Source organism: Bradyrhizobium sp. LTSP885 (genome assembly GCF_000938305.1).
GTDB lineage: Bacteria > Pseudomonadota > Alphaproteobacteria > Rhizobiales > Xanthobacteraceae > Bradyrhizobium.
On record NZ_JYMT01000043.1, the window covers coordinates 424480 to 451017 of the forward strand.

Consider the following 26538-nt stretch of genomic DNA (forward strand, 5'->3'; position numbering starts at 1 on the left):
GGTGAGGCCGGTCTTCAACCGCCTGATCGCCGGGCTTGTGCTTGCTTGTGCCGTCGTGCTCGGCGCGGCGGCGGCGCAAGCCCATCCGCATGTCTGGATCACCGCCAAAAGTGAGCTGATCTATGCGCCCGACGGCACCATCACCGGCATCCGCCACGCCTGGACCTTCGACGATATGTTCTCGTCCTATGCGCTGCAGGGCATCGAGGCCAAGACCAAGGGCGCCTACAGCCGCGAGGAACTGGCGGCGCTGGCGCAGACCAATGTCGAGTCGCTGAAGGAGTATGCCTATTTCACCTTCGCCAAGGCCGACGGCAAGAAGCAGAAGTTCACCGAGCCGGTCGACTACTTCCTCGAATACAAGGATACGGCGCTGACGCTTCACTTCACCCTGCCGGTGAAGACGCCGTTCAAGGCCAAGCAGCTCTCGCTCGAGGTGTTCGATCCCACCTACTTCATCGACTTCCAATATGCCGAGAAGGACCCGGTGAAGCTGGTCGGTGCGTCGGCCGACTGCAAGATGCAGTTCCAGCGGCCGAACGACGGCAGCGCGGCCGCACAGAAGCTCGGCGAGCAGAATTTCCTGGACGGAAGCGCCGCCAATTTCGCCATGATGTTCGCCAACAAGATCCTGGTGGAGTGCCCATGACGCCGATGTCATCCCGCGTGATGCGCGGCCTCGCTATTTCCGCTGCCGTGCTGGCCGCATTCGTCCTGCTCGATGGCGCGGTCCACACCTTGCTGGCGCAAAATCCATTCGGCGCGCCGCGTGCCGCCGAACCGCAGGGCGGCATCATCGGCTGGCTGCTCGCAAAACAGTCGGAATTCTACCGCGAGATCTCGGCGACCATCCGCGCCGCAAAATCCGACGGCTCGGCGGTCTGGACGCTGCTTGCGATTTCCTTTGCCTACGGGATCTTTCACGCTGCCGGCCCGGGCCACGGCAAGGCGGTGATCTCGTCCTATCTCGTCGCCAATCGCGAAACCGCGCGCCGCGGCATCGTACTGTCGTTTGCCTCGGCGCTGATGCAGTCGCTGGTCGCCGTCGTCATCGTCGGAATCTGCGCCTGGCTACTCAATGCCACGGCCAAGACGATGTGCGGCGCGGAGAAGGCGATCGAGATCGCAAGCTACGCGCTGATCGCCGCATTCGGTGCCCGCCTGGTCTGGGTCAAGGGTGGCGGCTTCATCCGTGCGCTGCAGGTGCCGCGGCCGGCGCTGGCGATGGCCGGGGCGCATCACGATCACGACCATGGCCACGATCACCACCATCATCATGCGCATGAGCATCACGACGATGGTCATAATCATGACCACGCCCATGACCACGCCCATGACCACGGCGACGATCCGCACCACGTCCATGACGAGCATTGCGGCCATTCGCACGGGCCGACGCCGGCGGAACTCGCCGGTCCCGGCGGCTGGCAGCGCGGCTTGGGCGCGATCGTCACGGTCGGCATTCGGCCATGCTCGGGCGCGATCCTGGTGCTGGTGTTCGCGCTGGCGCAGGGCCTGTTCTGGGCCGGCATTGCCGCGACCTTCGCGATGGGGCTCGGCACCGCGATCACCGTCGCGGCGATCGCCATTGCCGCCGTATCGGCGCGCGGTGTGGCGGAGCGACTGAGCGCCGCGCGCGACGGCGGCGGCATGCTGATCATGCGCGGCCTGGAATTCGGCGCCGCCGGGCTGGTGCTTCTGTTCGGACTCGGCCTGCTGTTCGGCTATGTCGCAGCCGAACGGGTGACGTGTTTTTGAGTTACCTCGCCCCGCTTGCGGGGATCGAGACGAGCGAAGCTCGCTCTTAGGTCGGCGCACAGCGCCGGGTGAGGGGGACTCACCGCGCACTCCTCTCTGACGATTTTTGCGGATGCGGCCGCTCACCCCGCCCTCTCCCCGTAAGAACGGGGCGAGGGAGAAGGGGCATCACCCCGGCAAATACCCCCTTATCGCCGGCAGGAAGAAGATCGCGATGTTGATTGCGAAGCCGATGCTCCACAGGATCGAGCGCAGCGTCGGCCGGTTGCCGATATAGGTGAAGACGTAGGCGATGCGCACGATCAGGAACAGCACCGCGAGCTCGTCGATCAGCCGCAACGGGCCGAGCCGGAATTCGGCGAGCAGCACCGCGGCTGCGAAGAACGGGAAGACCTCGATGCCGTTCTGGTGCGCGCCGAGCGCCCGCGCGCGGATCGGTTCGTCATAGAAGTCGGGATCGCGCGGCCGGGAATTGTCGAAACGGCGGAAGCCGATCCATTTCACGGATGCGATCGTCAGGAGCGAGAGCATCAGCGTCCCGAAGACGCACCATTCGGCGATCGTCATGGTTCCTCCCTAGACCCCTGCTCCGATGGAATCGGAACAGGGGTCTAGATTCCTTGTTTTGACGCGTTTTCTTCACGCGAACCGGTATCCACTTCGCTCGAAAACGCTCTGGCCGGACGGGAACGTAGCCAACCCGCCCTCGGCTTGACAAGGTTGGAGCAACGCGCGAAGCCCGACGCTTGTCGTGAGAAGGCTATTATGAGCACGGTCATTCCCTTCGAGAGCGCGAAGCCGGCCGCGGAAGCGACGCCCGAGCGCGTCGGCGTGCTGCTGGTCAATCTCGGCACGCCGGATACGGCCGATGCCGCGGGCGTGAGGGTGTACCTGAAGGAATTCCTGTCGGATCCGCGGGTGATCGAGAACCAGGGCCTGCTCTGGCAGCTGATCCTCAACGGCGTCATCCTGCGCATCCGCCCCGCCCGCAAGGCGCGCGACTATCGCAAGATCTGGAACGCCGAGCGGAACGAATCGCCGCTGAAGACGATCACGCGCGCGCAGGCCGAGAAGCTGGCGGCTGCGATCGCCGATCACGATCATGTCGTGGTCGACTGGGCGATGCGCTACGGCAACCCGTCGATCGCCTCGCGGATCGAGGCGCTTGCCGCCCAGGGCTGCGGCCGTCTGCTGGTCGTGCCGCTTTATCCGCAATATTCCGCAGCGACCTCGGCGACCGTCTGCGACGAGGTGTTTCGCGTGCTGGCCGGCATGCGCGTGCAGCCGATCCTGCGGGTGACGCCGCCTTATTACGATGACCCCGATTACATCGAGGCGCTGGCGGTCTCGATCAATGCGCATCTGGCGACCCTGCCGTTCCAGCCCGAAATCATCCTCGCGTCGTTCCACGGCATGCCGAAGTCGTATGTCGACAAGGGCGATCCCTACCAGGCGCAGTGCATCGCAACAACGGACGCCCTGCGCAAACGGCTCGGGCTCGATGCCTCGAAGCTGATCCTTACCTTCCAGTCGCGCTTCGGTAACGCCGAGTGGCTGCAGCCCTATACCGACAAGACCGTCGCTAAGCTGGCCAAAGACGGCGTGCGGCGGATTGCCGTGGTCACGCCCGGCTTCTCCGCCGATTGCCTGGAGACGCTGGAGGAGATCGCGCAGGAGAACGCCGAGATCTTCAGGCACAATGGCGGCGAGCAGTTCGCGGCGATCCCCTGTCTCAACGACAGCGATGGCGGCATGGACGTGATCCGCCAGCTCGTGCTGCGCGAGCTTCAAGGCTGGATCTGATTGTTAACGATCCGTGACACTGGAGATGCTGCGTCGGTTCACCCTTGATACATCTGGCAACCCGTAACGCCGCTCCCTACCTATTGGTCAGAACAACAGCCGGCTGAACCGGCGTAGCGGTGCTGCCGACCAATGCACGACCGCGCCCGGCGACGAATTGACCGGTTTTGGAGGACTTTATGACTGGCTTCGATATTTTCGCGATCGCGCTCGTTCTTCTCGTCATCATCACGCTGTTCGCCGGCGTCAAGACCGTCCCGCAAGGCTTTGATTGGACCATCGAGCGGTTCGGCAAATACACCCGCACGCTGACGCCGGGCCTCAATCTGATCGTGCCCTATTTCGACCGGGTCGGGCGCAAGATCAATATGATGGAGCAGGTGATCAGCATTCCCGAGCAGGAGGTGATCACCAAGGACAACGCCACCGTGACGGTGGACGGCGTCGCGTTCTACCAGGTGTTCGATGCCGCGAAAGCGAGCTACGAGGTCTCCAACCTCAACCAGGCGATCATCGTGCTGACCATGACCAACATCCGCTCGGTGATGGGCTCGATGGATCTCGACCAGGTGCTGTCGCATCGCGACGAGATCAATGAGCGGCTGCTGCGCGTCGTCGATGCCGCGGTGTCGCCGTGGGGCCTGAAGGTCAACCGCATCGAGATCAAGGACATCGTGCCGCCGGCCGACCTCGTCGAGGCGATGGGTCGGCAGATGAAGGCCGAGCGCGTCAAGCGCGCCGACATCCTGCAGGCGGAGGGCCAGCGGCAGTCGGAGATCCTGCGCGCCGAGGGCGCCAAGCAGGGCCAGATCCTGCAGGCCGAAGGCCGCAAGGAGGCCGCGTTCCGCGACGCCGAGGCGCGCGAGCGGTCCGCCGAGGCCGAGGCGAGGGCAACCCAGATGGTCAGCGATGCCATATCCAAGGGCGACGTCGCCGCGCTGAATTATTTTATCGCCGACAAATACATCAAGGCGTTCGGGCAATTGGCTGACTCGCCGAACCAGAAAATCATCATGCTGCCGATCGAGGCGATGAGCATCCTTGGCTCGCTCGCCGGCATCGGCGAGATCGCCAAGGCCACCTTCGGCGAGAGTGCTGCGTCCGCCCAGGCAGCGGCGCGGCGCGGCTCGGTGCCGTCGGCTGGCTCGACGCCGCCGCCGAGGACGTGAGGCGTGGTAGCGTCACGCCGGCAATTGTAGAGGTCGCATCATGGCCGAGATGTTTACGACGTTGGGTACCTGGAACTGGCTGATCTTCGGCTTCATCCTGATGGCGCTGGAGCTGGCGGCGCCCGGCGTGTTCCTGTTCTGGCTCGGGCTCGCGGCATTGCTGGTCGGCTTGCTGTCGTTTGCGATCAATCCGTCCTGGCAGACGCAGCTTCTGATGTTCGCGGTGTTCGCTGCGGCGGCCGTGCCGGTCTGGCGGCATCTTGCCAAGAGCGCGACCCAGGTGAGCAAGAGCAACCCGTTCCTCAACCGCCGCACCGAGGCGATGATCGGCCGCGAGTTCACGCTGGAGAAGCCGATCGTCGATGGCTCCGGCACGGTGCGGATCGATGACACCGTCTGGCGTGTCGCCGGACCTGACGCGCCGGCCGGGAGCCGGGTCAGAATCGTCCACGCCGACGGCGCCAGCCTGACGGTGGCGGCCGCGTAGACTCTTTCCGCGTACTCGGTGGGCTCCCTCTCCCCTTGTGGGAGAGGGTTGGGGTGAGGGGTTCTCTCCGCGGGCAATGTGCTTCGAGAGACCGCTACCCCTCACCCGGATCGCATCTGGCGATGCGACATAGCCGAAGCTTCGCTTCGGCGTCCTTCAAGACGGCCGCCGGAGGCGGCCTATGCCTCTCCCACAAGGGGAGAGGTGCACCGAACAAGGTGCATGGCCTAGTCGACCGCACGTTTGCTCCACCGCTCGGCGAAGCGATGGAGCGGCGTGAAGGTTTCGGTCAATTCCCGACCAAGCCCGGTGAGCCGATAGCCATCGTCGGTCAGCTCGACGATACCAGCCTCGCGCAATTCAGTCAGTCGTGTCTGCAGGATCGTCGGAGAGGCCTCGTCGCAGGCGGTGCGCAGCGCGCGCGAGGTCAGTGCGGTCTCCCGCAGCTCCCAGATGATCCGCAAGGTCCAGCGACGCCCAAGCAAGTCGAGCAACGCCATGATCGGGCGGCCGGTCCGCGAGCCGCGGACGTTGCGCCTTGCCGGGGGAACCTGCTTGGGCATCGCGAAATCCTCTTGCATGCTGCTACAGATATTGTAGCGTATCGCTACAGTAATTGTAGCAAGGACATCAGGCCATGTCACGCATCGCGCCGCTCGAGCCGCCTTACGCGGTCGACGTTCAACAGCATTTCGACCGCATCATGCGCGGCAAGCCGCCGCTGATGCTGTTCCGCGTGATGGCCGGGCATCAGCGCGCCTGGGAGAAGTTTCGCGGCGGCAGCCTGCTCGATCGCGGGCCGCTCTCGCTCAGGGAGCGCGAGATCGTGATCGACCGCACCTGCGCGCTGAATGCCTGCGAGTATGAATGGGGCGTGCACGTCGCAGCGTTCGGCGCCGCCGCGGAGCTCTCGGAGGAACAGGTTCGCGCCACAGTGCACGACAAGGCCGACGCTGGCTGCTGGTCGCCGGCCGAACAGGCAACGTTAGCTGCCGTCGATGCGCTGCACGCGCGCGCGACCCTCGATGATGCCGAATTCGCGGCGCTGTCGGCGCATTACGATGAGGACAAGATCCTGGAGATCATCCTGCTGTGCGGCTTCTACCGGACAGTGTCGTATCTCGCCAATGCGCTGGCCTTGCCGCTGGAGGCGACGGCGGCGCGGTTTCCCGAGTGAGCTGTCATTCCGGGACACGCGGAGCGTAGACCCGGAATCTCGAGATTCCGGGTTCGATGCTTTCGCATCGCCCCGGAATGACAGGCAAGCCTACGCCACGCCCGCCCGCAGCAGATCGTGCAAATGGATGATCCCGACCGGCTTCTTCGCATCGGTTACGATCAGCGTGGTGATCTTCGACGCGTTGAGCAGCTCCAGCGCTTCGCCGGCGAGCGTGTCGCGGCTGATCGTCTTGGGCGACTTCGACATCACCTCGTCGACCAACAGGGTCAGCAGATCCGGACGCATCTGCCGGCGCAAATCGCCGTCGGTGACGATGCCCACGATATGGCCGCGCGCATCGACGATGCCGACACAGCCAAAGCCCTTCGAGGTCATCTCGACCAGCGCGTCCGACATTTTGGTGCCGAGCGGCTTCAGCGGCAACGCGTCGCCGGTATGCATGAGGTCGCGCGCATATTTCAGCAGCGCGCCGAGCTTGCCGCCCGGGTGCAGCACGCTGAAATCGGTCGAGGTGAAGCCGCGGCCTTCCAGCAGAGCGATCGCCAACGCATCGCCGAGCGCCAGCATCATCAGCGAGGACGTGGTCGGCGCGAGATTGTGCGGGCAGGCTTCGCGCGCCTTCGGCAGCGTCAGCTGCACGTCGGCCGCCTTGCTCAGCGTCGAGTCCTTGTCCGCGGTCATCGCGATCAGCGGAATACCGAAGCGTGCGGCATAGGCGATCAGGTTCCGCATCTCCGGCTGCTCGCCGGACCATGACAGCGCGAGGATCGCGTCGTCGGCCGTGATCATGCCGAGATCGCCATGGCTGGCTTCGGCCGAGTGCACGAAGAACGCCGGCGTGCCGGTCGAGGCAAAGGTCGCGGCGATCTTGCGGCCGATATGGCCCGACTTGCCGAGCCCGGTGACGATCACACGTCCCTTGGCCTTGCGGATCACTCCGGCCGCCGCCGTAAAGGACGCGCCGAGGTCGGATTTGAGCGCCGCGCTGATCGCGGCGATGCCGCTTGCTTCGGCATCGAGGGTGCGGAGCGCCGATTGAACGGCACCGTCATCAGGCCCGGATGATTTGGTCATCAGCGGTTTCGGTTTGGCCATGTCGAATTCCAGGGAGGGCTTTTCGCCCGGGCGCCTCCCTTAGCACGGCCGCGGCAAAGAGGCGACGCGTCGGCCGCCGTCCTCAACGGGTCGTTAACCATAATTGTTTTAACTCCATTAACGACGTTTTCCGCCGCCGGTCGGAGTGCGTTTGACAAGTGTATGAATTAGTTGGGGTATTTTTCATCGTGGTGCGGGGTCCAGCAACGGGCCGAGAAGGGCGCGCACGCCTCGTTCGCGTTGCCTTGCCATGCCTTGTGCTGATCGCGATGCCGGGCTTGGCCAGCGCCCAGACCGTGACCCCGGACCTGTTCAGCTCGACGCGCCAGAGCCAGATCGCCGATCCGAACTCGCCGCTGCGCCGGACCACGGCCGATGCGGCCGATCCCCTCAACGACTCCAAGCTGCCCGACCCCGATCGCGACAGGCGCGCGCCGTCGCGTATCGGCCAGGTCCCGATCTATGGCACGCCCGCCGCCAACGGGGCCTCGACCGCGGGATACGACTCGCTCAATCGCAAGCGGCAGCAGCCGAAATACTATCCGGGCCAGGCCAAGCCGAAGCCGCGGCCCGGACCCGGCACGCCGCCGCCCACACCGCCGCCGCGGAACGCGACCGGGCAGCTGCGCCTGTCGATCGCGCCGTCGGAGACCGCCAACAAGCCGCCGCTGCCGCCGGCGATGGCCGGCACCGTTCCGGGCCAGCCGACGCGCAAGCGGCTGAAGGTCGACGACGATCCGTTCGGCGCGGTTGGCGACTATGCGGGTTCGTTCCTGATCAAGACGGCGGTCGAGGTCATGGGCGGCTACGACACCAATCCGGGCCGGCTGTATCAGCCGCAGGGCAGGGCCTTCTACATGGTCTCGCCGGAATTCCTCGCAGTGTCCGACTGGGAGCGTCACTCCGTTGTCGCCGATCTGCGCGGCTCCTTCACCGGCTACGGCTCCAGCCTGACGCCGAACGCCGACGGCACGCCGCTGTCGGCGCCCCTCGATGTCGACCGCCCGAATCTTATCGGCCATATCGACGGCCGCTTCGACGTTTCGCGCGACACCCACCTCACCGCGCAGGCGCGCTTCCTCGTCGCGACCGACAATCCCGGTAGCCCGAACGTGCAGACCGGCCTCGCCAAATATCCGCTCTACAGCACGATCGGCGGCACCTTCGGCTTCGACCAGAACTTTAATCGCCTGCAGGTCTCCGCCGGCGCCACCATCGACCGCACCGATTATCAATGGTCGAAGCTCACCGACGGCACCATGTCGTCGAACGACGACCGCAACTTCACCACCTATGGCGGCGTCGGCCGCGTCAGCTATGAGCTGACGCCGGCCGTCAAGCCCTTCGTCGAGGTGCAAGGCGACAGCCGCGTCCATGATCTCACCCTCGACCGCAACGGCTATGCGCGGGATTCGACCGGCGGCTATGCCAAGGCCGGCACGTCCTTCGAGTTCACGCGGCTCTTGTTTGGCGAGATATCGATCGGCTACGCGATGCGCGACTATGCCGACACGCGGCTCAACCGGCTCGAGGGCCTGCTCACCACGGCCTCACTGACCTGGACCGCGACGCCGCTGACGACGGTGAAATTCTATTCCGATACGCAGCTTGGCGAGACCACGCTGCCCGGCACCTCGGGCGTGCTGTCGCGCACCTACACGTTCGAGGTCGATCACGACTTCCGCCGCTGGCTGACCGGCATCGGCAGGTTCACCTACGGCACCCTTGATTACCAGGGCGACAACCGCTCGGACAAGATCTACTCGCTGTCGGGCGACCTGATCTACAAACTGACCCGCAGCCTCTGGATCAAGGGCACGCTGCGCCGCGACATCCTGGATTCGAGCTCACCGGGATCGAGCTCGGCCTCGACGGTGGTGATGCTGGGCGTGCGGGTGCAGAATTAGCCGCTGAGATACGCTCTCGCCGCTGCTGCAACTCGTCATGCCCCGCGCATGCGGGGCGTCCAGTACGCCGCGGCCTGTCCGTTCAAGCTCTGACGTCTCTGGAATACTGGATCGCCCGCTTTCGCGGGCGATGACAGTCGAGTCTGTGATTGCAGGTCGAGGTAACCGCCGCGGCCTTACCGCGGCAGGTCCGTCTTCCCCATCAGGAAGGTGTCGATCGACCTTGCGCAGAGGCGGCCCTCGCGGATCGCCCAGACCACCAGCGACTGGCCGCGGCGCATGTCGCCGGCGGAGAAGACCTTGGCCTTCGAGGTTTGGTAGTCCTGCAGATTGGCGCGGACATTGCCGCGCTGGTCGAGATCGACGCCGAGCGTCTTGAGCAGGCCCTCGTGCACCGGATGCACAAAGCCCATCGCGAGCAGCACAAGCTCGGCCTCAAGCACGAATTCGGTGCCGGGCAGGGGCTTGAACTTGTCGTCGACCTTGACGCAGTGCAGTTTTGTTACTTTGCCGTCGACGCCCTCGAACTTGGTGGTCAGCACCGCGTATTCACGCGCCGCGCCTTCGGCCTGGCTCGACGAGGTCCGCATCTTCAGCGGCCAGTTCGGCCAGGTCAGGCCTTTGTCCTCGTGCTCGGGCGGCGCCGGCATGATTTCGAGCTGGGTCACCGACCGCGCTCCTTGCCGGAACGAGGTGCCGATGCAGTCCGAACCGGTGTCGCCGCCGCCGATCACGACGACATGCCGACCCTCGGCGAGGATGTCGGTGACGCCGTTCAGCGGCTCGCCGGAGACGCGGCGATTTTGTTGCGGCAGGAAATCCATCGCGAAGTGGATGCCGACGAGATCGCGGCCGGGAATCGGCAGATCGCGCGGGGCTTCCGCGCCGCCGGTCAGCGCCACCGCGTCATATTGCTTGGCCAGCTCCTGCGGATCGATCGCGTTCGCGGCGCTGCCGCCGACAGGCTTGCCGTAGTGGAACGTGACGCCTTCGGCTTCCATCTGCGCCACGCGGCGGTCGATGACGTTCTTTTCCATCTTGAAGTCGGGAATGCCATAACGAAGCAGGCCGCCGGCCTTGGCGAACTTTTCGTAGAGATGCACATCGTGGCCGGCGCGCGCGAGCTGCTGCGCGCAGGCCATGCCGGCCGGGCCGGAGCCGATCACGGCGACCTTCTTGCCGCTCTTCTGCGGGGCGATCTCCGGCTTCAGCCAGCCATTGTCCCAGGCGCGGTCGACGATCGCGCATTCGATCGTCTTGATGGTGACCGGGTTGTCGTCGATGTTGAGTGTGCAGGACGCCTCGCACGGCGCCGGGCAGATGCGCCCGGTGAACTCGGGGAAATTGTTGGTCGAGTGCAGATTGCGCGAGGCCTCTTCCCAGTTGCCCTGATAGACGAGGTCGTTGAAATCGGGGATCTGGTTGTTGACCGGACAGCCCGGCGTGCCCGGCACGGCGGAGCCGGTGCCGTGGCAATAGGGGATGCCGCAGTTCATGCAGCGCGCGGCCTGGTCGCGGGTGTCTTTCTCGCTCAGGGGAATGACGAACTCGTCGAAGTTCTTCAGCCGCTCTGCGACCGGTCCGTACTTGCGGTCATGCCGCTCGATCTCGAGAAAACCTGTGATCTTGCCCATTAAACCTGATGCCCCTGCATCTCGTGTTCGTCTTGGTTGGTCGCTCCGGGATGCGCCGCAGGCGTAGACCCGGAGCCTGGAGGTTGCTTCGCGAGATTCCGGGTTCGCGCGTCGCGCGCCCCGGAATGACGCCTGGTGAACCTACGCTCCGATTGCGATTTTCGGCTCGGCGTCGGCGTTGGCCTTCATTTCCTTCAGCGCGCGGCGGTATTCCACCGGCATCACCTTGCGGAATTTCGGCAGCCATGTCTTCCAGTCCGCGAGGATATCGGCCGCCTTCTTCGAGCCGGTCAGCTTGGCCTGGCGCGTGATCAGGACGTGCAGCCGCTCGACGTCGGACTCTAGCAGGTTCTGGAACACGTCGACCCGGCCATGCGCCTCGAGATCGCCGGAGTGATGGTAGGTGCCCTCGTTGATCATCTCCTCCGACAGCACCGGTTCGAGCTCGACCATCGCCATGTTGCAGAGCTTTTCGAAGTCGCCGGCCTCGTCCAGCACATAGGCGATGCCGCCGGACATGCCGGCCGCGAAGTTGCGCCCGGTCTTGCCCAGCACGACGACGATGCCGCCGGTCATGTATTCGCAGCAATGATCGCCGGCGCCTTCGACGACTGCGACCGCGCCCGAGTTGCGCACCGCAAAGCGCTCGCCGGCGATGCCGCGGAAGTAGCACTCGCCCGCGATCGCGCCATACATCACGGTGTTGCCGACGATGATCGACTCCTCCGGAACAATGCCCGAGTGCCTCGGCGGCTTGACGATGATGCGCCCGCCCGAAAGGCCCTTGCCGACATAGTCGTTGCCTTCACCCTCGAGCTCGAAGGTGATGCCCTTGGCGAGCCACGCGCCGAACGCCTGTCCCGCCGTGCCCTTCAGGCTGACATGGATGGTGTCGAGCGGCAGGCCGGCATGGCCGTAGATCTTGGCCACCGCACCCGACAGCATCGCGCCGGCGGAACGGTCGGTGTTGTTGATCTCTTCCTCGATCTTCACCGGTGCGCCGCGGTCGAGCGCGGCCCGCGACTGCTCGATCAGCCGGCGGTCGAGAACAGCCTCCAGATGATGATCCTGCCATTCCGAGTGATAGATCTTCTGGCCCTTCTCCTCCGGCTGCCGCACGAACAGCTTGGAGAAATCGAGGCCCTTGGCCTTCCAGTGCGTGACCAGCGCGGTCTGGTCCAGCATCTGGACCTGGCCGATCATCTCGTCGAACGTCTTGTAGCCGAGCTGCGCCATGATCTCGCGCACTTCCTCGGCGACGAAGAAGAAGTAGTTGATGACGTGCTCGGGCTGGCCGGTGAAGCGCTTGCGCAGCACCGGATCCTGGGTGGCCACGCCGACCGGGCAGGTGTTGAGGTGGCACTTGCGCATCATGATGCACCCGGCCGCAATCAGGGGCGCGGTGGCGAAGCCGAATTCGTCGGCCCCGAGCAGCGCGCCGATCACAACGTCACGGCCGGTGCGGAAGCCGCCGTCGACCTGGACCACGATGCGGCTGCGCAGCCGCTGCCGCACCAGGGTCTGGTGGGTTTCGGCGAGGCCGATCTCCCACGGTGAGCCCGCATGCTTGATCGAGGTCAGCGGCGAGGCACCCGTGCCGCCCTCGAAGCCCGCGATGGTGACGTGGTCGGCACGCGCCTTGGCGACGCCGGAGGCAACCGTGCCGACGCCGACCTCGGAGACGAGCTTGACCGAGACCATGCCGTCCGGATTGACGTTCTTGAGATCGTAGATCAGCTGGGCAAGGTCTTCGATCGAATAGATGTCGTGGTGCGGCGGCGGCGAGATCAGGCCGACGCCCGGCGTCGAGTGCCGGACCCGCGCGATGGTCGCATCGACCTTGTGGCCAGGCAACTGGCCGCCTTCGCCGGGCTTGGCACCCTGCGCCATCTTGATCTGCATCATGTCGGAGTTGACGAGATACTCCGTCGTCACGCCGAACCGGCCCGAGGCGACCTGCTTGATCGCCGAGCGCATGCTGTCACCGTTCGGCAGCGGCTTGAAGCGATCGCTCTCTTCGCCGCCTTCGCCGGTGTTCGACTTGCCGCCGATCCGGTTCATCGCGATCGCGAGTGTGGTGTGCGCCTCGCGCGAGATCGAGCCGAACGACATCGCGCCGGTGGCGAAGCGCTTGACGAGGTCCTTGGCCGGCTCGACATCCTCGAGCTTGACCGGCTTGCGCTTGTCGTCCTCGGCGCTCTTGATCCGGAACAGGCCGCGCAGCGTCAGCAGACGCTCCGACTGCTCGTTGAGGATCTTTGCGAACGCGCGATAACGCTCCAGCGAATTGCCGCGCGCGGCATGCTGCAGCAAAGAAACCGATTCCGCGGTCCAGGCGTGGTCCTCGCCGCGGCTGCGATAGGCATATTCGCCGCCGACGTCGAGCGAGGTCTTGTAGACCTGCGCGTCGCCGAACGCGTCATTGTGGCGCCGCACCGTTTCCTCGGCGATTTCGGCCAGCCCGACGCCCTCGATGCGGGTGTGGGTGCCGGCAAAATACTTGGCGACGAAGTCCGCCTTCAGGCCGACGGCATCGAAGATTTGCGCGCCGCAATAGGACTGGTAGGTCGAGATGCCCATCTTGGACATCACCTTGAGCAGGCCCTTGCCGATCGACTTGATGTAGCGCTTGACGATCTCGTAGTCGTCGAGCGCGGCGGGCAGCCTCTCCTTCATCGCGAGGATCGACTCGAACGCAAGATAGGGATTGATCGCCTCGGCGCCGTAGCCGGCGAGGCAGGCGAAGTGATGCACCTCGCGCGGTTCGCCGGATTCGACCACCAGGCCGACCGAGGTGCGCAGCCCGGTGCGGATCAGATGATGATGCACGGCGGCGCAGGCCAGCAGCGACGGGATCGGAATCCGGTCGGTGCCGGTCATCCGGTCGGACAAGATGATGATGTTGATGCCCTCGCGCACCGCGCCTTCCGCGCGGGCGCAGAGTTCGTCGAGCACCTGCTCCATGCCAGCCGCGCCGAAGCCGGCGTGGAAGGTGGTGTCGAGCGTGCGCGACTTGAAATGGGTGTCGGGGACGTCAGAGATCGAGCGGATCTTCTCGAGGTCCGCGTCGGTCAGGATCGGCTGGCGCACTTCGAGGCGCTGGGTCGAGGCCAGGCCCTGCAGGTCGAACAGGTTCGGCCGCGGCCCGATGATCGAGACGAGGCTCATCACGAGCTCCTCGCGAATCGGGTCGATCGGCGGGTTGGTGACCTGCGCGAAGTTCTGCTTGAAGTAGGTGAAGAGCTGCTTCGGCTTGTCCGACAGCGCCGAGATCGGCGTGTCGTTGCCCATCGAGCCCGCGGCTTCCTCGCCCGTGGACGCCATCGGCGTCATCAGGATGGTGATGTCTTCCTGGCTGTAGCCGAACGCCTGCTGGCGATCGAGCAGCGGCAGGTTGGAGCGCACACCCTTGGCCGGCGCACCCGGCAGCTCCTCGAGCTGGAGCTGGGTGCGGTGCAGCCATTCGCTGTAGGGGTGGCTCTTGGCGAGGTCGGCCTTGATCTCGTCGTCGGGAATCAGGCGGCCCTGCTCGAGGTCGACAAGCAGCATCTTGCCGGGCTGCAGCCGCCACTTGGTGACGATCTGCTCCTCCGGAATCTTCAAGACGCCCATTTCGGACGCCATCACGATGCGGTCGTCCTTGGTGACGAGATAGCGCGCCGGGCGCAGGCCGTTGCGGTCCAGCGTGGCGCCGATCTTGCGGCCGTCGGTGAAGGCGATCGCGGCCGGACCGTCCCACGGCTCCATCAGGGCGGCGTGATATTCGTAGAAGGCGCGGCGCTGCTCATCCATCAGAGGATTGCCGGCCCACGCTTCCGGAATCATCATCATGACGGCATGCGGAAGGGAGTATCCGCCCTGCACCAGGAATTCGAGCGCATTGTCGAAGCAGGCGGTGTCGCTCTGGCCTTCGTAGGAAATCGGCCATAGACGGCTGATGTCCTTGCCGTAGAGCTCCGAATGCACGGACGCCTGCCGCGCCGCCATCCAGTTGACGTTGCCGCGGAGCGTGTTGATTTCGCCGTTATGGGCGATCATCCGGTAGGGATGCGCCAGCGACCAGGTCGGGAAGGTGTTGGTCGAGAAGCGCTGATGCACCAGCGCCAGCGCGCTCTCGAAATCCGCCTCGTGCAGGTCGGGATAGTACTTGCCGAGCTGGTCGGCGAGGAACATGCCCTTGTAGATTACGGTGCGGCACGACAGCGAGCACGGGTAATAGCCCGCCATGCCGCGGTCGCGGCGCTGATAGATCGCCTGCGAGATCGACTTGCGCAGGATGTAAAGCCGGCGCTCGAAATCGTCCTCGGTCTTGGCAGCGCCGTTGCGGCCGATGAAGACCTGCATGTGATAGGGCTCGGTCGGCTTCACGGTGACGCCGAGCGAGGAATTGTCTGACGGCACGTCGCGCCAGCCGAGCAGCTTGAAGCCCTCGTTCTTGATCTCCTCGGCGATGATGCTCTTGATCACGTTCCGCCACGCCGCATCGCGCGGCATGAACAGCGCGCCGATGGCGTACTCGCCGGGCTTCGGCAGCTTGAAGCCGATCTCGGCGGTCTTGCGCGCGAAGAAGGCGTGCGGGATCTGCACCAGGATGCCGGCGCCGTCACCGGCGCGCGGGTCGGCGCCGACAGCGCCGCGATGCTCGAGATTGCAGAGGATGCTCAGCGCGTCGGAGACGATCTGATGCGACTTCTGGCCCTTGATGTTGGCGATGAAGCCGACGCCGCACGAGTCCTTCTCCAAACTCGGATCGAACAGGCCTTCCGCTTCCGGGCGCCAGGTGTGGAGTTCACGCGGGTAGAGGTCACCGGCAGGTTCGGCGGCTTTCGAATCCGCGGTCGCCGACAGCGTTCCTGCCACGATGGTTTCGCGCTCGAATTCCGACCCGCTCATGTGTCCTCTCCCTTACGTCAGGGGCCTCACCCTCATTGGCGCACCTTGGGCGTTGCGGCACCCACCGGGCCACCGCTCGTCCGCCGCGAGCCGCATTTTCCTTAGTTCAGACGACGGGCGTTCAACGTCCCTGTGGAACAGCCCTGCCTGCAGCACTCTCGGAGCCCGGGGCGCCGAGTTTTCGTTGCAATCCCTGTGCCGGGATGGCTTCGAAATTGAGACAGTCTTGCTGTCCTAACTCCGACCTTGCCAAATTTTTGTCTATCACACAAGCGCGTGAGAGTCCTCGCCTGCATGCCCGGATCGGACAGCTCGCACGGCCTTCGCCGCCCCCGATTTGAAGCAAACGCGCCGCGATCCGGCCCAAGGAGCGGCCAAGGACCGCCGGAATTTACAAGGAAATTCGCCGGTGGCAGCCAGCAAGAGAGCGGGAACGCTCCTTTGGCGTGGGCAGACAGGAGTGACGGCAATGAAGTTGTTCACAGGATCGGTTGCAGCGGCCGTTCTGGCGCTCAGCGCAGCCTCGGCGCAGGCGCAATTGTTGGCGCCCTACGAGATCGGCAATTCATTGGCCATCAAGGTCTCCGACGTCGAGGGGCCCTATGCCGCCATGCCGGAGGTTCCGCCGCCGCCGCGCTATGGCCGCGTGCCGAGCCTGCTACCGCCGATGGAGGTCTACACCGTGCTCCGCGAGAATGGTTACCTGCCGCTTGGTGCCCCGCGGCAGCGTGGCTTCGTCTACACGATCGCGGTGATCGACCATGGCGGTGACGACGGGCGGCTGGTGATCGACGCCCGCAACGGGCGTATCGTCCGCTTCACGTCGGCCCACGATATGGATGACAATTTCGACGACGAACTGACCGCGACCTACGGACCGGCCGGCCCGATGCCGCCGCCGATCCAGGCCCGTGTGCCGCGTCCGCCGGCTCCGATCCCGCATGTCGCAAGCCGCGCCGTCCCGGTGCCGAAGCGGAGCCCGCTTGCGGCGCGATCTGCTCCGGCTCCGGTTGAGGCCACGGCGCCGGCGCCTGCTGCCACAGAAGCGGCAGCCCCCGCGCCCGCCCAGCAGACGGCAGCCGCCGCGCCGAGGCCGGCTGAGGCGCAGGCTACGCAGTCCAATGCGAAAGCCGAAACCCCGACAGTCGGTCTGGCCGCTCCGCCGGCGCCGGCTGCGCCCGCGATTCTGCCGACCCAGGACATGCCCAAGGTGCAGGGGTTGGAGTAAGTCGGGCACCGTCATTCCGGGATGGTCCGAAGGACCAGACCTCAGATGCGCAATTGCGCATCGGGGAATCTCGAGGTTCTCAGGTGCGCAAGCGCGCACCGTAGTTCGCGCTTCGCGCGCCCCGGAACGACGCGTGAACCCACAAAACAAAAAACGCCCCGGTTTCCCGGGGCGTTTTCGCGTGCGGCCAATATCTGCCGACGCTGGACTTGGTTAGGCTGCGACCTTGGCAGCCGAGCCGTCGACGACCTGCGGGGCCTTATCGCTGCTGGAGATCGGAATGCTGCGGGGCTTCTTGGCCTCGGGGATCTCGCGGACGAGGTCGACGTGGAGCAGGCCGTTCTCGAGCGAGGCGTTCTTCACCTGCACGAAGTCGGCAAGCTGGAACAGGCGCTCGAAGGCGCGCGCAGCGATACCGCGATAGAGCACCTCGGATTTGTCGCCGGAGTTCTCGTTGGCGGTTTTCTCGCCCTTGATCGTCAGCGTGTTTTCCTTGGCGACGATCGAGAGCTCGGCCTGCGAGAAGCCGGAAACCGCAACGCTGATCCGGTAGGCGTTCTCGCCGGTGCGCTCGATGTTGTAGGGGGGATAACCGGGGCTGCCGTCCGAGGTCGCCTGATCGAGCAGGCTAAAGAGACGGTCGAAGCCGACGGTGGAACGATAGAACGGGGTGAGATCATAGGTACGCATAGGGATAGTCCTCCATTGAGCGACTGTTTCAAATACCCGCCCGCCATCGGGCCGGGCCTAGTCTGTGTGCAGCCTGATGTTCCGGTTCCGAAACACTGGTAGCGGCCTGCACGGAGGTGATATGGGAGGGGCAGTGTTGCGTTCAAGAGCTGGAAACAGCGTCGTTTTTTGGCGCCCGCGCTCTTGATTTCCACCCCGTTCCACCTAACCGGTTCCGTGCATGACGCTCGTCTCGATTCCAGCCAATCCGGTTCCGGAGGACGTTGTCAGCGGCACCATCAAGACCCCAGACGGAGCCGAACTGCGCTTCGCCCGCTGGGCACCGCCGCCGGGCCGCAAGGGCACGGTCTGCATCTTCGCCGGGCGCGGCGAGATGATCGAAAAATACTTCGAGACTGTGCGCGACCTGCGCGATCGCGGCTTCGCGGTGGCGATGATCGATTGGCGCGGGCAGGGCCACTCGTCACGGCGGCTGCGCGACTCGCGCAAGGGCTATGTGCGCGACTTCGCCGACTACGAGGTCGACGTCGAGACCTTCGTGCAGCAGGTGGTGCTGCCGGATTGCCCGCCGCCCTACTTCGCGCTGGCGCATTCGATGGGCGGTGCCGTGATGCTGCGCGTCGCGCATGCGGGCAAGCGCTGGTTCGACCGCATGGTGCTGTCGGCTCCGATGATCGATCTGCCGCGCCGCCGCACTTCCTTCATTCCGAGCGCGCTGCTTCGGATCATGCGATTGACCGGGCAGGGCGGCCGCTACGTTCCGGGCGGCAGCGACCACCTCGTCGGCGTGTCCGACTTCGTCGGTAATCCCGTCACCAGCGATCCGGTGCGCTATGCCCGCAATGCCGCGATCCTGGAGGAAGACCCGACGCTCGGCATCGCGGCGCCGACGGTCGCCTGGGCCGATACGGCGTTCACCGCGATGCGGACTTTCCGCGGCAAGTCCTATCCGTCCGAGATCCGGCAGCCGATCCTGATGCTCGCAGCGAGCAATGACGACGTGGTGTCGACAGCAGCGATCGAGGAGTTCGCCTATCATCTACGCGCCGGCTCGCACCTCGTGATCGCCGGCTCCAAGCACGAGATCCTGCAGGAACAGGATCGTTATCGCGCGCAATTCTGGGCGGCGTTCGACGCCTTCGTGCCGGGCACGCCGCTGTTCAAGTGAACCGGAGGCGATAACACCTCAGGGCTTCAGGCGCGCGACGATCCGATCTGGAAAGCGGCGGTCGACGAACAGGGTCCTGACCTCGTCGACGCTGAGATAGCGGTCCTTGCCCTCACCCTTGCCCATGATGTCGAGCAGCACCGGCCACTCGCCGAGCATCAACAGCGGATAATAGAAGTGCAGGATCGCGTAGGACGGCGGATGCTCGTCCTTGGCGCGCTGGAAGTTGGCGGCCATGAAGGTCTTGATGTCGGAGGCGGACAGCCCGCGCTCGGCGCCGCCGTCGGGATTCGCGTAGTCCTTGCCGAAGGTGGCGAGGCGCGCGATCTCGTCCTCACGCACCACGGCATGCTGGTCGAGGATGCGCGAGCCGGCGCCGTGCTTGTCGAGCGGACCGTTGCGCAATTCATCGAGGATGGCGCCCTTGGTCAGATTGCGCAGCTGGCTGAACGGACCGATGCCGTTTGCCATCTGCGCGACCATGAAGATCTTCGCGTCGGCATCGAGCGCAGGCAGGCCGGTCTTGCCGGTCGCGCGGCCGATGGTCTTGGTCAGCTCCGGCAGCGGCACGATATGGCCGCCGACATAGTCGCCGGCGACCAGCGCGCGCAGGAATGGACACGGATTATCGGGCGAAACCTGCGGGGCAGGCGTCTCGCGCGCAGCGATATCGGGCATCAAGCAACATCCCTGAAAAGCCTTCAGACTAAAAGAGACCCGTTACCGCGGGATGAAGCCACCTAGGATTTTGCGGCGAGTCTAATTGTCGGCGCAACCAGGGCGAGTTTGCCGAAAGGGATGCCGGCTTTCAAGAGGCCTTCGCGATAGTGGGCGATGTCGGCCGCGTTCTTCCAGTGGAAATTGCGCAAGTGCCGTTCGACGGTGAGCCCCGGATAATTGGCTAGCAGCGCTTCGGCGGCCTGCTTGGCCTCGTTCGTACGCCCCAATTGGGCGAGCGCCGCAGCGCGCACCGCAAGACCCTGCAGGTGGTTCGGGTTGAGATAGAGCGTTTCGCGCGACCATGACAGCGATGCGTCATATTGCCCGAGCAGGTAATGACTGAACGCGTTCAAAGCCCCCCATTGATAGCGGGGATCGCTGTTGTCGCGCTGAACCGCCATCGAGAACAGCTCGACCGCCCTGCGGTGATCGCCGATCACCATGTGGCAGATGCCGAGCACCCCCCGTGCGCCCATGTCGTAGGGGTTGAGCTCGATCGCCCGCTTGATGGCGTCCATCGCGGCTTCGTAGTGCCCCTGCATCGCGTGCAGATAGGCGAGCAGCGAGAAGGCAAAGGACGAGCGCGGGTCGAGCCGCACGCTGCTTTCGGCGAGGGCGACCGACGATACCCACAATTCGCGCGTGCTTGGGATCCATCCGAACTGGGAGCCCTGAATCTGGATGGTGGCCAGATAGGCGCGAGCGATCGACAGCGCGGGATCGAGTTTGATCGCCTCCTTGAACAGCGCAATCGAGATTTCGAAATCGTCCTTGGTCTGGTGATAGTAGTGCGACAGGCCCTTCAGGAAGCGGTCCCACGCGGTCAGCTCGGAATTGGGCGAGCGCGCCGGCGCGGAGGCTTCGGCGCGATAGATCTCCTGGGCAACCGCGGCGGAGAGATTGGACGTGATCTCGTCCTGCATCGCGAACAGGTCGCCCATGTCGCGGTCATAGCGGCCGGTCCACAACTGTTCGCCCTTTTCCGGCGCGATCAGTTCGGCGGTGACGCGGATCTTGTTGCCGGCACGCCGCACCGATCCCTGGATCAGATAGCTCGCGTCGATCTCGCGCGCGATCAGGCGGGTAGAGACGTTCTTGCCCTTGTAGGCGAAGGTCGAGTTCCGGCCCAGCACGCGATAGAAGGATTGCAGCGACAGCGCGTGGATCAGATCCTCGGTCAGGCCGTCGGAGAAGTATTCGTCGGCGCCGCCGCTGTGATTGTCGAACGGCAGCACGCCGACGATCGCCGTCCTGTATTGTCCCGGCAGATGCGGCCCGTCCTGCGCGACGTTCTCCCGCGCGACCTTCTCCTGCAGATCGGATCCGGCCGGCGCCCAGGTCCAGACACTGACCGGTTCGGCGATGTTCTTGAAGCGGTGCGGGCCGGCATCGAGCAGGGTGACGGCAAGCCGCCGCCCGGCCTCGGTGCGGGCCTTCTCCGAGACCGCGATGCCGCCGGGAGCTGCGACCGCCTCGAGACGGACCGCGATGTTGACGTCGTCTCCAAACACCTCGTCCTCGTCCGCCATGACGTCGCCCATGTGGACGCCCATCCGGAAGTGCATGGCGCGATCGGCCGGCAGGTGTTCGTTGCGTTCGGCCATCATGGTCTGCATCGCGACCGCGGCCTCGATGGCGCCGATGATGCTCGGAAACTCGAGCAGGAAGCCGTCGCCGGTATTTTTGACGATTCGGCCACCATGATTGAGGATGATCGGGTAGATCGCGCTGCGGTGGGCCTTGAACGAGGCATGGGTACCCGCCTCGTCGGCACCCATCATGCGGGAATAGCCGGCGATGTCAGCGCAAAGAATGGCGGCTAGCCGTCTCTCCATGTCCCTTTTGCCCCGGAATGGCCACTCAACCGATGTAGCCGAATCCATTAATTACAAGACATAATGCATTGTAACAGGAATTGGCATGCGACCAACGGACTTCACAATCCGATACTCTAATGAATGTGTATGTCGCAGGGATGGCGCTATTCTGGGCACGCATCCTTTCCGGTTCGTTACTCAGATAGGTTAGTCTCGCGGCCATGCTCGGTATCCACGAACTCTGGCTCTTCGTCCTGTCGGGCCTGCTGCTCAACATCACCCCGGGGCCGGATACCGCCTACATCATCGGCCGTAGCATCCAGCTGGGGTGGCGTGGCGGTGCCGCGGCCGCCCTTGGCATCAGCTGCGGCTGCCTGGTCCATGTGTTGGGCGCGGCGATCGGACTGTCGGCGCTCTTGATGGCGTCGTCGGCTGCGTTCCTGGCGGTCAAGCTGATTGGAGCGGCCTATCTGGTGCTGACCGGCCTGCAGATGCTGCTGTCGCGCGCCAAACCGATCGCGGACATGACGGGACAGGGCGGCGAGACCTCGGTCGGGCGGATCTTCTGGCAGGGGACGCTGACCAATGTCCTGAACCCGAAGGTTGCACTGTTCTTTCTGGCCTTCCTGCCGCAATTCGTGGCGGCTGACGCCCCGCACAAGACGCTCGCCTTCCTGTTCCTCGGGCTGATCTTCATCGTCACCGGCACGCTGTGGTGCCTCGGCGTCGCGGCTTTCGCGGCGCGGGCCGCCGGCCGCATCCGGCAATCGGCCGGGGTGATCGCCTGGATCAACCGCTCGCTCGGCGGCCTGTTCATCTATCTCGGCTTCCGCGTCGCGATGCTCGAGTCTCGCTGAACTATCCGTGCAGCTTCATCAGCGCGCTGCCGGCGAGATAGAACCCGAGCAGGATCATCGAGATCAGGAACCAGCGGCGGAATACCTCCGGCTGCATCCGTGAGCGCACCGACTGGCCGACGAACATGCCGACAAACGACGCCACCATCGCGACGGCGCCGGGCAGCGCGGTGGCTGCGGTCAGCAGGCCGGCTGCCGTGAGATTGAAGGCCAGCGCAACGGTCGCGGTGGTGAAGAAGACGCCCAGCGCTTGCACCAGTTCGTCCCGCTCCATCCCGATCGCCTGCATGAATGGCATCGAGGGGATGACCTGCACGCCGGTTGCCGCCGAGATCAGCCCGGTCACGACGCCGACGATGCCGCCGACCCATTTCTCGTCGCGCCGCGCAACCTTGAAGCTGAACTTGCTCAATCCGACGATCGCATAGATCACCAGCAACAGGCCGAGCACGACGGTGCCGTAGGGCGCGTAAGGCCCGGTGAGCAGCCCGGCATTGAGCCAGATGCCGACGACGGTGCCGAGCATCAGTGGCCACAACCGCTTGAGGATGTCGCGCAGATACGGACCGACGAAGGTCTGCCAGATATTGGTGACGATGGCCGGCACGATCACGATTGCGATCGCCTGGCCCGGCGGCATCGTCACCGCCAACAGTCCCATCGCAACCGTCGGCAGGCCGAGGCCGAGCGTGCCCTTGACGAAGCCGGCGAGCAGGAAAGCGAATGCGATGAAGATCAGGAGGTGGTCGACCATGGCCGCAGATTGACCGATCGACGCGATCGGCACAATCTGGAGGTTACGGGGTTAGCCTTCGGATAGACCGAAGGTAAGGGCAGGAAACGCCATGCGGTTCGACCTGATCGACTTGCAATTGTTCATCGCGGTGGCGGATGCGCGCAGCATCACCCGGGGCGCGGCGCGTGCGAATCTGGCGCTGGCCTCGGCCAGCGAGCGGATCAAGGGCCTGGAGGAGGCGTTGGGCGTCGCGCTGCTCAAGCGCGGCCGCCGCGGCGTCGAACTGACGGCGGCGGGCGAGAGCCTGCTCGACCACGCCCGCATCGTGATCCACAATGTCGAGGCCTTGCAGGGCGATCTCGCCGCCTATGCCAGCGGCGTTCGCGCCAGCGTGCTGCTGCTCGCCAATACTTCGGGGCTGTCGGAGCATCTGCCGCGAGCGCTGGCCGCCTTCCTGCATGAACACCCCGAGATCAATATCGACGTCGAAGAACGCGAGAGCACCGACATCGCGACCGCGATCGCCAGCGGCGCCGCCGATCTGGGCTTTGCCGCGGAACACGCGCTGCCCGACAACGTCGAGCGCTTCCTGTTCAGCGAGGACCGGCTGATGCTGGTGGCGTCGCGGCGCAGCGATCTCGGCAACCGTCGCCAGATCGATTTCCAGGAGGTGGTCGAGCGCGATTTCGTCGGCCTGACGGCGACGACCGCGCTTCAACTCCATGTATCCAGGCATGCGGCAAAGCTCGGCGCGCGGCTGCGCTTCCGCGCGCGCTTGCGTGATTTCGACGCCATCTGCCAGATGGTCGCGGCCGATGTCGGCGTTGCCGTGGTCCCGGAAACCGCCGCCCGACGCTGCACAGCGGCGATGCCGATCGTGGCGATCCGGATCCGCGACGGCTGGGCCAATCGCCGGCTGACGATCTGCGCCCGCAGCTTCAAGGCGCTACCGCGGCCGGCCAAGCAGCTCGTCGACTATCTGCGGGCCGAAGTGCAGCGCTGATGCGCTGCCTTACTTCGCCGTCTCCACGCCGGCGTCCTTGATCACCTTCGCCCACTTCTTGATGTCGGCGGCGATGAAGTCGCGGAAATGCTCCGGCGTGTCGCCGACCAGTGTCAGGCCCTGCTCGGCGAGCTTGTCCTTGACGCTCGCATCGGCCATCGCCGCGGTCGCGATCTGGTTGAGCTTCGCGATGATCGCCGGCGGCGTGCCTGATGGTGCGACCATGCCGTACCAGTTCTCGATGATCAGGTCTGGCATGCCGGCTTCCGCCGTGGTCGGCACGTCTGATGCGGTCGGGGCGCGCTCGCGGCCGCCGAGCGCGATTCCGCGGAGCGTGCCGGCCTTGATCTGCGGCAGGATCACCGGCAGGTCGAGGAATGTCATCTGTACCTGCTGGCCCAACAGGTCGTTCACGGCCGGCGCGGCGCCGCGATAGGGCACATGCACGATGTCGATCTTCGCCGTCAGCTTGAACAATTCACCGGCCAGATGCGGCAGGCTGCCGGGGCCGGAGGAGGCGAAGTTGAGCTTGCCCGGCTGTGCCTTGGCCAAGGCGACCAGCTCGCTCATGTTTTTCGCAGGCACGTCGGTCGCGATAACGAGCATTTCCGGCACGGTGGCGACCAGCGTCACCGGCGCGAGGTCCTTCAACGTATCGTAGGCAACCTTCTCCATGCTCGGACTGATCGCGAGCGCACCGGCGCTTGCGATCGCGATGGTGTAGCCGTCGGGTGCGGCCTTCGCGACCGCATCGGTGCCGAGCACGCCGCCCTGGCCGGCGCGATTGTCGACGATGACGGGTTGCTTGATCAGTTCCGACATCTTCTGCCCGACCACGCGCGCGATGATGTCGTTCGGCCCGCCCGGCGGGAACGGCACGATCAGCCGGATCGGCTTGGCCGGGAAATCCTGCGCGGCGGCCGCGATGGGTACGAGAAGCAGGATCAGTCCTGCTAACAGTCTGCCGCCAATCTTCATGTGCGCCCGTCCCTGACTTTTCTCGTTGCAGTCAGCATGGGCGCAGAACGCCACTCCGGCAACTCAAGACATCAGGCGTTGAGCACCCTCATCGCCGCTTCATGCACCCGCGGATCGCCCGCTGCGATGATGCGGCCGCCGCCTTGGGCCGGCTTGCCGTCCCAGGTGGTGACGATGCCGCCGGCGCCGGTGATGATCGGGATCAGGCCGGCAATATCGTAGGGTTTCAGCTCGGTTTCGATCACGAGGTCGAGGTGGCCCGCAGCGAGCATGCAATAGGAGTAGCAGTCGCCGCCATAACGCGTCAGGCGCGCCGTGCTTTCGATGCGCTTGAAGCAGGCGCGGTCGGCTTCGTTCATCAGCAGCGGGCTCGTGGTGTAGGCGGTTGCTTCCTTCAGCGCGGCGCAGCGCCGGACCGTGAGCTTGCGCCCGCCCGAGGGGCCGGAATACTGCGCCGAACCGTTGTCGCCGGAGAAGCGTTCGCCGATAAAGGGCTGGTGCATCATGCCGAACACCGGCGCGCCCTTGTGCAGCAGCGCGATCAGCGTGCCCCAGATCGGAAAGCCGGCGATGAAGGATTTGGTGCCGTCGATCGGATCGAGCACCCAGACATAGTCGGCATCCTCGCGCTCATTGCCGAATTCCTCACCGACGATGCCGTGCTGCGGAAAGCTCGCCTTGATCAGCCGTCGCATCACCGCCTCCGCGGCGCGGTCGGCTTCGGTGACGGGGTCGAAATCGTTTGTGCTCTTGTTGTCGACCGAGAGCGAGGTCCGGAAGAACGGCAGGATGGTTTCGCCGGATACGGTCGCGAGCCGGCCGATGAAGGCGGTAAAGTCGATGACCGTCACGGCGGTTCCCTAAAGCGCTTGGGCGAGTGGATCGGAAGTGGTCTTGCCTAGAGCCTTTTCCGTTCCGATGGAATCGGAACGGGCGCTGGATTCTTCTTTTGACGCGTTTTCTTTACGCGAACCGGTATCCACTTCGCTCGAAAACGCTCTAGCTCAATCCAATGCGACGCGCACGATTAACGGAACGTTATCCCGCTCTGATGATGCGGTTCCCGACTTTCGAATTGGCTTCGATGTGAAAGCCATGCCGGCCGCGGCGGCCTTCACGAAGCTGCGAGTTCTGGTATACGGGCTATGCATCTAACGCTGAGCAGTTCGTTCATTTCTTGTAAGATAATGATATATCATATGAAAATCGAGTTCTGCCGATCTGTTGCATATTCGTCAGTCAGGCGCAGATTGCGTGGGAAATGTTTCGAAAGTTCTTGCGCTTTGTGCAGCGCGGCGGCATATTGTTGCGGTGCGGTAGCGCCTTGCGCTATCGCTGCCCTCCTTGGGCGTTTCCTCCCTAGACTTGGGCCGCTTGTTCATTCAAGCGGCCCTTTTTTCTTGGCCTCGTCATTC

At 64.8% G+C, this 26538-nt stretch carries 23 protein-coding genes; 12 read left to right on the forward strand and 11 right to left on the reverse strand.

The window, feature by feature from the left end; genetic code table 11:
* Position 1 precedes the first annotated feature (1 nt).
* Together UP09_RS36050 and UP09_RS36055 are read left to right on the forward strand one after the other, a co-directional pair.
* On the forward strand, positions 2–649 hold the full coding sequence (locus UP09_RS36050) for a DUF1007 family protein (RefSeq protein WP_044543142.1): 648 nt from the start codon (positions 2–4) through the stop codon (positions 647–649).
* Complete coding sequence (locus UP09_RS36055) at positions 646–1758, forward strand: nickel/cobalt transporter (protein WP_197082800.1); 1113 nt, start codon at positions 646–648, stop codon at positions 1756–1758. Before UP09_RS36050 ends, UP09_RS36055 begins: the two co-directional genes overlap by 4 nt.
* Positions 1759–1926: 168 nt before the next feature.
* Here the strand turns inward: UP09_RS36055 and UP09_RS36060 are convergent, their stop codons facing one another.
* Entirely contained in the window at positions 1927–2325 is a 399-nt protein-coding gene (locus UP09_RS36060) for an MAPEG family protein (RefSeq protein WP_044543144.1), read from the reverse strand.
* A 198-nt stretch (positions 2326–2523) separates the two neighbouring features.
* Between UP09_RS36060 and hemH the strand changes: the two genes are divergently transcribed.
* From hemH to UP09_RS36075, 3 genes are all read left to right on the forward strand, one after another.
* The gene (gene hemH / locus UP09_RS36065) at positions 2524–3561 is read left to right on the forward strand and encodes a ferrochelatase (RefSeq protein ID WP_044543145.1); all 1038 of its coding nucleotides are present in this window, start codon (positions 2524–2526) and stop codon (positions 3559–3561) included.
* Between the two features lie 179 nt (positions 3562–3740).
* Positions 3741–4730: an SPFH domain-containing protein gene (locus UP09_RS36070; protein WP_044543146.1), complete on the forward strand. Its 990-nt coding sequence runs from the start codon at positions 3741–3743 to the stop codon at positions 4728–4730.
* Positions 4731–4770: 40 nt separating this feature from the next.
* A complete protein-coding gene (locus UP09_RS36075; RefSeq protein WP_044543147.1) occupies positions 4771–5217 on the forward strand; it encodes an NfeD family protein in 447 nt (148 codons plus the stop codon).
* Between the two features lie 227 nt (positions 5218–5444).
* Here UP09_RS36075 and UP09_RS36080 read toward each other — a convergent pair whose 3' ends face one another.
* Positions 5445–5780, reverse strand: a complete 336-nt coding sequence (locus UP09_RS36080; RefSeq protein WP_044543224.1) for a winged helix-turn-helix transcriptional regulator — start codon at positions 5778–5780, stop codon at positions 5445–5447.
* A 74-nt stretch (positions 5781–5854) separates the two neighbouring features.
* On the opposite strand from UP09_RS36080, the gene UP09_RS36085 reads away from it, so the two are divergent.
* On the forward strand, positions 5855–6394 hold the full coding sequence (locus UP09_RS36085; protein ID WP_044543148.1) for a carboxymuconolactone decarboxylase family protein: 540 nt from the start codon (positions 5855–5857) through the stop codon (positions 6392–6394).
* Positions 6395–6484: 90 nt separating this feature from the next.
* On the opposite strand, the gene UP09_RS36090 is transcribed toward UP09_RS36085, so the two are convergent.
* Positions 6485–7492 (reverse strand): KpsF/GutQ family sugar-phosphate isomerase, encoded by a 1008-nt coding sequence (locus UP09_RS36090; RefSeq protein WP_044543149.1) that lies wholly within the window; start codon positions 7490–7492, stop codon positions 6485–6487.
* Between the two features lie 269 nt (positions 7493–7761).
* On the opposite strand from UP09_RS36090, the gene UP09_RS36095 reads away from it, so the two are divergent.
* A complete protein-coding gene (locus tag UP09_RS36095) occupies positions 7762–9399 on the forward strand; it encodes an outer membrane beta-barrel protein (protein WP_197082801.1) in 1638 nt (545 codons plus the stop codon).
* Positions 9400–9575: 176 nt separating this feature from the next.
* On the opposite strand, the gene UP09_RS36100 is transcribed toward UP09_RS36095, so the two are convergent.
* Together UP09_RS36100 and gltB are read right to left on the reverse strand one after the other, a co-directional pair.
* Complete coding sequence (locus tag UP09_RS36100; RefSeq protein ID WP_044543151.1) at positions 9576–11033, reverse strand: glutamate synthase subunit beta; 1458 nt, start codon at positions 11031–11033, stop codon at positions 9576–9578.
* A 141-nt stretch (positions 11034–11174) separates the two neighbouring features.
* A complete protein-coding gene (gene gltB / locus UP09_RS36105) occupies positions 11175–15926 on the reverse strand; it encodes a glutamate synthase large subunit (protein WP_044543152.1) in 4752 nt (1583 codons plus the stop codon).
* A 469-nt stretch (positions 15927–16395) separates the two neighbouring features.
* On the opposite strand from gltB, the gene UP09_RS36110 reads away from it, so the two are divergent.
* Positions 16396–17154: a hypothetical protein gene (locus tag UP09_RS36110; protein WP_044543153.1), complete on the forward strand. Its 759-nt coding sequence runs from the start codon at positions 16396–16398 to the stop codon at positions 17152–17154.
* 213 nt (positions 17155–17367) lie between these two features.
* Here UP09_RS36110 and UP09_RS36115 read toward each other — a convergent pair whose 3' ends face one another.
* Complete coding sequence (locus UP09_RS36115) at positions 17368–17844, reverse strand: Hsp20 family protein (protein ID WP_044543154.1); 477 nt, start codon at positions 17842–17844, stop codon at positions 17368–17370.
* A 220-nt stretch (positions 17845–18064) separates the two neighbouring features.
* Here UP09_RS36115 and UP09_RS36120 point away from each other — a divergent pair, with 220 nt between their 5' ends.
* Positions 18065–19012 carry an alpha/beta hydrolase gene (locus UP09_RS36120; protein WP_044543155.1) on the forward strand — a complete coding sequence of 316 codons (948 nt, stop codon included), beginning with the start codon at positions 18065–18067 and terminating at the stop codon, positions 19010–19012.
* Positions 19013–19030: 18 nt separating this feature from the next.
* Here UP09_RS36120 and UP09_RS36125 read toward each other — a convergent pair whose 3' ends face one another.
* Both UP09_RS36125 and UP09_RS36130 read right to left on the reverse strand, forming a co-directional pair.
* Positions 19031–19690 carry a hypothetical protein gene (locus UP09_RS36125; RefSeq protein ID WP_044543156.1) on the reverse strand — a complete coding sequence of 220 codons (660 nt, stop codon included), beginning with the start codon at positions 19688–19690 and terminating at the stop codon, positions 19031–19033.
* Between the two features lie 62 nt (positions 19691–19752).
* Positions 19753–21567: an adenylate/guanylate cyclase domain-containing protein gene (locus UP09_RS36130; protein ID WP_044543157.1), complete on the reverse strand. Its 1815-nt coding sequence runs from the start codon at positions 21565–21567 to the stop codon at positions 19753–19755.
* A gap of 203 nt (positions 21568–21770) precedes the next feature.
* Between UP09_RS36130 and UP09_RS36135 the strand changes: the two genes are divergently transcribed.
* Positions 21771–22406, forward strand: coding sequence for a LysE family translocator (locus UP09_RS36135; protein ID WP_044543158.1), 636 nt, complete (start codon positions 21771–21773; stop codon positions 22404–22406).
* Between the two features lies 1 nt (position 22407).
* On the opposite strand, the gene UP09_RS36140 is transcribed toward UP09_RS36135, so the two are convergent.
* On the reverse strand, positions 22408–23160 hold the full coding sequence (locus UP09_RS36140; protein ID WP_044543225.1) for a sulfite exporter TauE/SafE family protein: 753 nt from the start codon (positions 23158–23160) through the stop codon (positions 22408–22410).
* 91 nt (positions 23161–23251) lie between these two features.
* On the opposite strand from UP09_RS36140, the gene UP09_RS36145 reads away from it, so the two are divergent.
* Positions 23252–24145, forward strand: coding sequence for a LysR family transcriptional regulator (locus UP09_RS36145; RefSeq protein WP_044543159.1), 894 nt, complete (start codon positions 23252–23254; stop codon positions 24143–24145).
* Positions 24146–24154: 9 nt separating this feature from the next.
* Here UP09_RS36145 and UP09_RS36150 read toward each other — a convergent pair whose 3' ends face one another.
* Complete coding sequence (locus UP09_RS36150) at positions 24155–25123, reverse strand: Bug family tripartite tricarboxylate transporter substrate binding protein (protein ID WP_044543160.1); 969 nt, start codon at positions 25121–25123, stop codon at positions 24155–24157.
* Positions 25124–25194: 71 nt separating this feature from the next.
* Positions 25195–25974, reverse strand: a complete 780-nt coding sequence (gene hisN, locus UP09_RS36155; RefSeq protein ID WP_044543161.1) for a histidinol-phosphatase — start codon at positions 25972–25974, stop codon at positions 25195–25197.
* A gap of 43 nt (positions 25975–26017) precedes the next feature.
* On the opposite strand from hisN, the gene UP09_RS37995 reads away from it, so the two are divergent.
* On the forward strand, positions 26018–26278 hold the full coding sequence (locus UP09_RS37995) for a hypothetical protein (protein ID WP_156164953.1): 261 nt from the start codon (positions 26018–26020) through the stop codon (positions 26276–26278).
* Positions 26279–26538: the final 260 nt, after the last annotated feature.

Coding starts and splice junctions, on each gene's coding strand:
- UP09_RS36055 (WP_197082800.1), top strand. CDS start 646: ATGACGCCGATGTCATCCCGCGTGATGCGCGGCCTCGCTATTTCCGCT.
- UP09_RS36060 (WP_044543144.1), bottom strand. CDS start 2,325: ATGACGATCGCCGAATGGTGCGTCTTCGGGACGCTGATGCTCTCGCTC.
- hemH (WP_044543145.1), top strand. CDS start 2,524: ATGAGCACGGTCATTCCCTTCGAGAGCGCGAAGCCGGCCGCGGAAGCG.
- UP09_RS36070 (WP_044543146.1), top strand. CDS start 3,741: ATGACTGGCTTCGATATTTTCGCGATCGCGCTCGTTCTTCTCGTCATC.
- UP09_RS36075 (WP_044543147.1), top strand. CDS start 4,771: ATGGCCGAGATGTTTACGACGTTGGGTACCTGGAACTGGCTGATCTTC.
- UP09_RS36080 (WP_044543224.1), bottom strand. CDS start 5,780: ATGCCCAAGCAGGTTCCCCCGGCAAGGCGCAACGTCCGCGGCTCGCGG.
- UP09_RS36085 (WP_044543148.1), top strand. CDS start 5,855: ATGTCACGCATCGCGCCGCTCGAGCCGCCTTACGCGGTCGACGTTCAA.
- UP09_RS36090 (WP_044543149.1), bottom strand. CDS start 7,492: ATGGCCAAACCGAAACCGCTGATGACCAAATCATCCGGGCCTGATGAC.
- UP09_RS36095 (WP_197082801.1), top strand. CDS start 7,762: ATGCCGGGCTTGGCCAGCGCCCAGACCGTGACCCCGGACCTGTTCAGC.
- UP09_RS36100 (WP_044543151.1), bottom strand. CDS start 11,033: ATGGGCAAGATCACAGGTTTTCTCGAGATCGAGCGGCATGACCGCAAG.
- gltB (WP_044543152.1), bottom strand. CDS start 15,926: ATGAGCGGGTCGGAATTCGAGCGCGAAACCATCGTGGCAGGAACGCTG.
- UP09_RS36110 (WP_044543153.1), top strand. CDS start 16,396: ATGAAGTTGTTCACAGGATCGGTTGCAGCGGCCGTTCTGGCGCTCAGC.
- UP09_RS36115 (WP_044543154.1), bottom strand. CDS start 17,844: ATGCGTACCTATGATCTCACCCCGTTCTATCGTTCCACCGTCGGCTTC.
- UP09_RS36120 (WP_044543155.1), top strand. CDS start 18,065: ATGACGCTCGTCTCGATTCCAGCCAATCCGGTTCCGGAGGACGTTGTC.
- UP09_RS36125 (WP_044543156.1), bottom strand. CDS start 19,690: ATGCCCGATATCGCTGCGCGCGAGACGCCTGCCCCGCAGGTTTCGCCC.
- UP09_RS36130 (WP_044543157.1), bottom strand. CDS start 21,567: ATGGAGAGACGGCTAGCCGCCATTCTTTGCGCTGACATCGCCGGCTAT.
- UP09_RS36135 (WP_044543158.1), top strand. CDS start 21,771: ATGCTCGGTATCCACGAACTCTGGCTCTTCGTCCTGTCGGGCCTGCTG.
- UP09_RS36140 (WP_044543225.1), bottom strand. CDS start 23,160: ATGGTCGACCACCTCCTGATCTTCATCGCATTCGCTTTCCTGCTCGCC.
- UP09_RS36145 (WP_044543159.1), top strand. CDS start 23,252: ATGCGGTTCGACCTGATCGACTTGCAATTGTTCATCGCGGTGGCGGAT.
- UP09_RS36150 (WP_044543160.1), bottom strand. CDS start 25,123: ATGAAGATTGGCGGCAGACTGTTAGCAGGACTGATCCTGCTTCTCGTA.